Consider the following 1,225-nt stretch of genomic DNA (forward strand, 5'->3'; position numbering starts at 1 on the left):
TGAAGTACTCCCTATTTTCAAGACCAGCGATTGGCTATTGTTAATTTAGATTAAGCGGCATTCAGATAAAGGGTTATGGGTTTCTTGCGGTCAATGCCCTGATGCCTCCTTGCATTGTAATGTCTTACGAATCGGTCAATTCCTTGGTAAAGGTTAAGGCCATTTTTCTCCGGATTTAGATAGATATATTTTTGTTTTATTGTCCGAAACCACCGCTCAATATGTGCGTTGTCGGTTGCTCTCCCTTTTCCATCCATGCTGATCCGGATTTTTAGATCACTTAAGGTGTTTACCCAATGCTCGCAGGTGTATTGTGCACCCTGATCGCTATTGATAATTTCAGGCTTTCCATGTCGGGATATCGTTGCATGTAAAAGCTCCGTCTGCGTTTCTTTTTCCAGACTGTTGGATAGCTGCCAGCCGACAATGTAGCGGCTGTACAAATCCATAATCGCAGTCAGGTACATAAAGCCGTGCTTCATGGGAATGTAGCTGATATCCAACGCCCAAACCTGATTGGGCCGATTAATTTCAAGGCCTCTGAGCAAATGCGGGTGAATATATTTCGCTTTCCCAAGACGACTTAGATTACGTTTTGGATAAATCGGCTCAATGGCCATTTTCCGCAGTAACCGGCGAATTCGTTTGACGTTGTAGCTCAGCCCTTTTTCAGTCAGCTCGTCTTGCATACCCAACACACCCAGGGTGGGATCAGACAAGAAAATTTTGTCCATCGTCTCCATTAGTGCTAGGTTCTCTTCTTTTTCACCAGCAGGCTTATAATACAATTGACTGCGGTTGACACTAAGAATCTGTGCTTGCCGCCGAATGCTCAATGGATGACTATTATCGATCAATGCCATGCGCTCCTTCATAGACCTGCTTTTTTCAAGCTTTTTTTTAAAAAGTCATTCTCCACCTGCAGCTGTCCGATCTGCTTGAAAAGATTGTCAACGTCAACAGATTCCTCTTCCCTCGAGGCCTCCTCTCCGAAAGCTTTCTCTGCTCGTTCCAGGAACTCCCGTTTCCATGCGGATACCTGCGTTGGATGTATCTCGAATCTTGTGGCCAATTCGCTCAATGATTCCCGTTCTTTCAAGGCCTCAACGGCGACCATTGCCTTAAATTTTGCTGTGAATTTCCTCCGGCTTTGTTTCATTTTCTCATCGGTTTAATGTCAAGTTACTAAACTTAACCGATGGCCTCAATTTTGGGGAGTATTACA

The 1,225-nt window shown here is 44.4% G+C and carries 2 protein-coding genes; both read right to left on the reverse strand.

Features of this window, described 5'->3' with window-relative positions:
* Nucleotides 1-50: 50 nt before the first annotated feature.
* Entirely contained in the window at nucleotides 51-875 is an 825-nt protein-coding gene (locus LZD49_RS35340) for an IS3 family transposase (protein ID WP_234673365.1), read from the reverse strand.
* The gene (locus tag LZD49_RS35345) at nucleotides 872-1,159 is read right to left on the reverse strand and encodes a transposase (protein ID WP_234673367.1); all 288 of its coding nucleotides are present in this window, start codon (nucleotides 1,157-1,159) and stop codon (nucleotides 872-874) included. Before LZD49_RS35345 ends, LZD49_RS35340 begins: the two co-directional genes overlap by 4 nt.
* Nucleotides 1,160-1,225 lie beyond the last annotated feature (66 nt).

Origin of the sequence: Dyadobacter sp. CY261 (assembly GCF_021440085.1) — a bacterium.
GTDB lineage: Bacteria > Bacteroidota > Bacteroidia > Cytophagales > Spirosomataceae > Dyadobacter.

Excerpts from the sequence above, each read along its gene's own strand:
- LZD49_RS35340 (WP_234673365.1), bottom strand. The coding sequence starts at position 875 with ATGAAGGAGCGCATGGCATTGATCGATAATAGTCATCCATTGAGCATT.
- LZD49_RS35345 (WP_234673367.1), bottom strand. The coding sequence starts at position 1,159 with ATGAAACAAAGCCGGAGGAAATTCACAGCAAAATTTAAGGCAATGGTC.